The sequence below is a fragment of the Xenorhabdus mauleonii genome, assembly GCF_900113945.1.
Classification (GTDB): Bacteria; Pseudomonadota; Gammaproteobacteria; order Enterobacterales; family Enterobacteriaceae; genus Xenorhabdus; species Xenorhabdus mauleonii.
On record NZ_FORG01000062.1, the window covers coordinates 1 to 4412 of the forward strand.

4 protein-coding genes are annotated in these 4412 nt (G+C 57.8%); all 4 read left to right on the plus strand.

Annotation, left to right across the window (positions count from 1 at the left end):
- The coding region (locus BM100_RS21935; protein WP_274539962.1) for a VasL domain-containing protein at positions 1-294 on the plus strand (294 nt) is incomplete at its 5' end.
- A 16-nt stretch (positions 295-310) separates the two neighbouring features.
- Complete coding sequence (locus BM100_RS21940; RefSeq protein ID WP_092514872.1) at positions 311-2500, plus strand: type VI secretion system Vgr family protein; 2190 nt, start codon at positions 311-313, stop codon at positions 2498-2500.
- Positions 2501-2546: 46 nt separating this feature from the next.
- A complete protein-coding gene (locus BM100_RS21945) occupies positions 2547-2999 on the plus strand; it encodes a DcrB-related protein (protein ID WP_092514873.1) in 453 nt (150 codons plus the stop codon).
- 13 nt (positions 3000-3012) lie between these two features.
- Positions 3013-4412, plus strand: a 1400-nt coding sequence (locus BM100_RS21950; RefSeq protein ID WP_175495003.1) for a PAAR domain-containing protein, incomplete at its 3' end; no start/stop codon positions are given.

The following is a 4412-nucleotide window of genomic DNA, read 5'->3' on the forward strand; positions in this document are numbered from 1 at the left end:
ACCCGTGGCAGCTTCACGCTCTCTTACCTGAAAACCGCCATCTATGACATCCAGCGCAGCCACGGCAGTGACGTCCCGCTGGAAGAGTTGTTGCGTCAGCTCAGTGTCTACGCGGTGAAAGGGAAAAGTGCCCCGCCGGTGCTGCTGAAAGGCATTGATGACCGCTTTAACGCCCTGCTCGGCCGTTATGACCGGCTGCGTCAGGCGACTGAAAATCCGGCCGGCAATCTGGCCGAACACAGTAATGTGACCAAACACGATGAACAAACCGTCCCGTCGGACGGTGGGCATTAATCAGGGAGACATATCTATGTCAGTGAAAAAGAGCATTGCGAAACTGAAGAAAGGGCAGGCACTTGTCCAGCAAGGACAGCAGGCAGCCCAAATGGCAAAAAAAGTCACCGGCGCCTTGGGCGCGGGTGCCGCCGGTGCGGCGGGACTCATTCCCGGTGGGGGTTTTGCCGGCGGCATCGGGGGCGGTTCGGGCAATCCGGCCGCCAGTGCGGGGGGCTTAATTCCCGGCGGCGGCTTTGCCGGTGGTATTGGTGGGGCCGGTGGTGGACAGGGGCTGGTTGCCCGGGCGGCCAGCGGCCAGAATGCGGCGAGCAAGGCGCTGGAAAAAGCCGGCCAGCTCCTCGGCGGCGGGCTGACGGCCCCGAGCGGCCTGCAATTTACCCTGACAGCAGGGGGCTTGCCGCCCCAGACGTTTGTCGTCACCGACTTTACCCTGACCGAAGGGTTCTCCCAGCCGTTCAACCTGAGCGTCGGGCTGGCGAGTGCTGACCCGGCCATCGACTTCCCGACCGTGCTGGACCGCACCGCGACCCTGACCATCCTGCAGGACGGGGCCGAACAGCGCAGCATCACCGGCATGGTAGCGCGCTTTGAACAGGGCAATACCGGGTTGCACCAGACCACCTACCAGATGACCATTCGCCCGGACTTGTGGCGTACCACCCTGCGCCAGAACTCCCGCATCTTCCAGCAGCAGGACATTTCGACCATTGTCACGGCTATCCTGAAAGAGCACGGCATCCGCGACGTGGTGTTCAGCCTGCGTCATCCGCATCCGGAGCGGGAATTCTGCGTGCAATATCAGGAAAGCGACTTTGCCTTCCTGCAACGGCTGACCGCCGAAGAGGGGATTTTCTACTTCTTTGAATGCGGCGCAGGGCGTAACACCCTGGTCTTTGCGGATGATGCCGGCTCGGTGCCGCCGGGTATCGTTATCCCGTATCAGCCGGGGGAAGCCAGCACCATTGGTGAGCCGTCGGTGGGCAGCCTGACCTGCAGCGCCCAGGTGCGTCCGGCCCAGGTTGAACTCAAGGATTACACCTTCAAAAACCCGGCCTGGCCGGCGGAGTTCCGGGAGCAGATGAAGGAGGAGCAACTGCAGGAGCAGTATTACGAGCACTACGATTACCCCGGCCGGTTCAAGGACGAAGCCCACGGCAAAGCCTTCACCCGCTACCGGCTGGAAGCCCTGCGCAACGATGCCGTCATGGGGCAGGGCAGCGGTCACGCCATTGCGGTGCAACCGGGCAAACTGTTCACCCTGACCAACCACCCGCGCCTTGACCTTAACCAACCATGGCAGGTGGTGGGGGCGAGCCACAGCGGCAGCCAGCCGCAGGCACTGGAAACCGCCAGCGGTGACAGCGGCACCACCCTGCACAGCCACTTCAGCTTTATCCGCCACAACCAGCACTGGCGTCCGGCTCCGCTGCCGAAACCTGTGATTGACGGCCCGCAAATTGCCAAAGTTGTCGGCCCGGCAGGGGAGGAAATCTTCTGTGACCAGTACGGCCGCGTACGCCTGCAATTCCCGTGGGACCGCTACGGTAAATCCGACGACCACAGCTCCTGCTGGATACGGGTCACCCAACCGTGGGCGGGACAGGGCTGGGGCATGCTCGCCATCCCGCGTATCGGCCAGGAAGTGGTGGTGGATTTCCTGCATGGCGACCCAGACCAGCCGATCATCACCGGCCGCACCTACCATGCCAGCAACATTCCCCCGGGTACCCTGCCGGGCAGCAAAACCCAAATGGCTTTTCGTTCCAAAACCCACAAAGGGGAAGGGTATAACGAATTGCTGTTTGAGGATTCGAAAGGCAGTGAACGGCTGTCGCTGCATGCGCAGAAGGATATGCACACCACGGTGAAAGACAACCAGAGTTTGGTGGTGGAGGCGGGGAATAGGACGCTGACGGTTCAGACCGGGGATGAGAGCAAGAGCGTGGCACAGGGCAACCTGACCGAGAATATCTGCCTGAAACGCAGTACGGAGGCAAACTCGGTACAGGTCAAAGCGGTGGCCGGCAAAGGGGGCGCGGGAACACAACTGTATGAAGCGCAGGATGATATCACCCTGAAAGTCGGCAGCGGCACCATCCAAATGACGAAAGACAACATCAAAATTTCGTTTGGCGGTTCCAGTATTGAGCTGAATGGCAGCGGTATCAACGTACTGGGTGGCACGATTAATTTGAATAAATAAAAAACGCTTTTTTGATTGAAACCAGAAGAAAAAACAAGGATTGACCATGACCGATAAACTGAACCTCTCCCCGTTCCATTTCAATGCCGGCACCTTGATGCTGCCGGCGAGCTGGCAGGACGCGAGCATTCTGGTGCTGAACAGTGCAGATGAGAAAAATGGCACCAGTTTTACCATCTCCCGTGACAACTTACCGTGGGGACTGGCGTTCAGCCAGTTTGCCGAGCGGGAAATGACGGCGATTGGTAAGCAACTGAAAGACTATGAAGCGATAGCCCACGAATCAGGTGAACTGAACGGGTTTGAAACGGAGACGTTTGAATTTCGCTGGCGTGCTCCGAGTGGTGTTGTACACCAGTTGATGATGATGCTGAATTCCCCCAAGGAAGTGTTGATATTCACGGGTACTTGTCAGGGGAAAATGACACCGGTGCAGCGGGAACAGATTCAGGCGATGATGGGCACCTTCCAGTTGCGCGGTGAACAGAAGAACCCATAACAGGGAGGGGAACATGAGTGTTTCACAGAATGTCATTATGGGAGCTGCGGCGGCACAACGGCCTTATCACCCCCCTGTAGCACCTAATCGTACATCGCCGGCACAGGGAGGGCGGCCTTCTCCGGTACCTCCTAGGACAGAAAAATCGACCTCGGATAAGGCACTGGAATTCCTGCAAAGTGAAACGTTTGATAATGCAACTTTAGCAGCTGGTGGGACTTATGCGGTGGCTACTGGCGCGGCGGTGCCTTTTGCGGTCGGTGTGGCGGCAGGTATGGCAGGCGCGGCGGCTGGGGGGTATGTCGGTGATAAAATCGGTCATGCCATTGCGTCAGGCATGGGCATGACCAAAGTGGCCACGGAAGGTGAGAATCCTGCTCGAGAGGGTGATGCAATCGCCCACCAGAACAAAAGTGCCGGTCTCTGGGGGGCTTTGGGGGGAATTTTGCTGGGTGCGGTTGCTGCGGTTGCCGTGGCCGCGCTGGTTGTTGCCACGGGTGGCGCAGCGCTGGTTGTAGTCGCGGCTGCGGCTGCGGCCGGTGGATTTGTCGGGGGAACGTGTGCGGGTATCGGTGCGGCCATCGGCCAGTATGGCAGTAACAAGGGCACGATTGCCAAAGGGTCACCGGATGTGTTCTTTGAAGGCAAACCCGTGGCCCGGGTTGGTGATCCGGTGGTTTGCAGCGACCATCCTCCCGGTGTGATTGCGGAAGGGGCAAAGACCGTATTTGCCAATGGGCAGGGTATTGCCCGCTTAGGTCACCGCACCACCTGTGATGCCAATATCAACAGTGCGGCCGGATCGATTTCCATTACCAAGGAAACCGAAGGAAAATTCCCCATCTTGGAAGAGAGCAACAAGGCATTACAGTGGGCAACTGTTATCGCAGGCTTATTACCGTTACCGCGTAATAAGAAAGGGGTGACTAAGTCGGAAGAACCGAAAGTATCGGTTGAAAAGAAAAACAGTAAGCCTGAGCCGACAAAATGTAAGAGTGATCCTGTGGATATGACCACGGGAGATTTTTTGCAACAATGGCCGATGCTCTCTCTGCCGGGAACATTACCCCTGTCACTCGTTCGAACCTACCGTTCGACCGCTGATTTTGCCGGGCAGCTTGGCTCCAAATGGGCAGATGACTGGTCACGGCACCTGATCCGAAAAGGTGAGGAAACTCATTTCACGGATGCAGATGGCGTTGTTTACACGTTCCATACCCCTGAAGACAAGGTTTTCTCCGTTAACCTGCATGCCGGGCATTACTTACTGTTTGGTGAACTGAGTGGCGGACTGCATGTATTCGATCGCCAGACTCAATTGACCTTGAGCTTTGAGCATCAGGACGGTGAACGCCGTTTGTTGTCTGCCATCCGTGACCGTCATGATAACCGCATCATGTTCCATTATGACGA

Coding starts and splice junctions, on each gene's coding strand:
- BM100_RS21940 (WP_092514872.1), top strand. CDS start 311: ATGTCAGTGAAAAAGAGCATTGCGAAACTGAAGAAAGGGCAGGCACTT.
- BM100_RS21945 (WP_092514873.1), top strand. CDS start 2,547: ATGACCGATAAACTGAACCTCTCCCCGTTCCATTTCAATGCCGGCACC.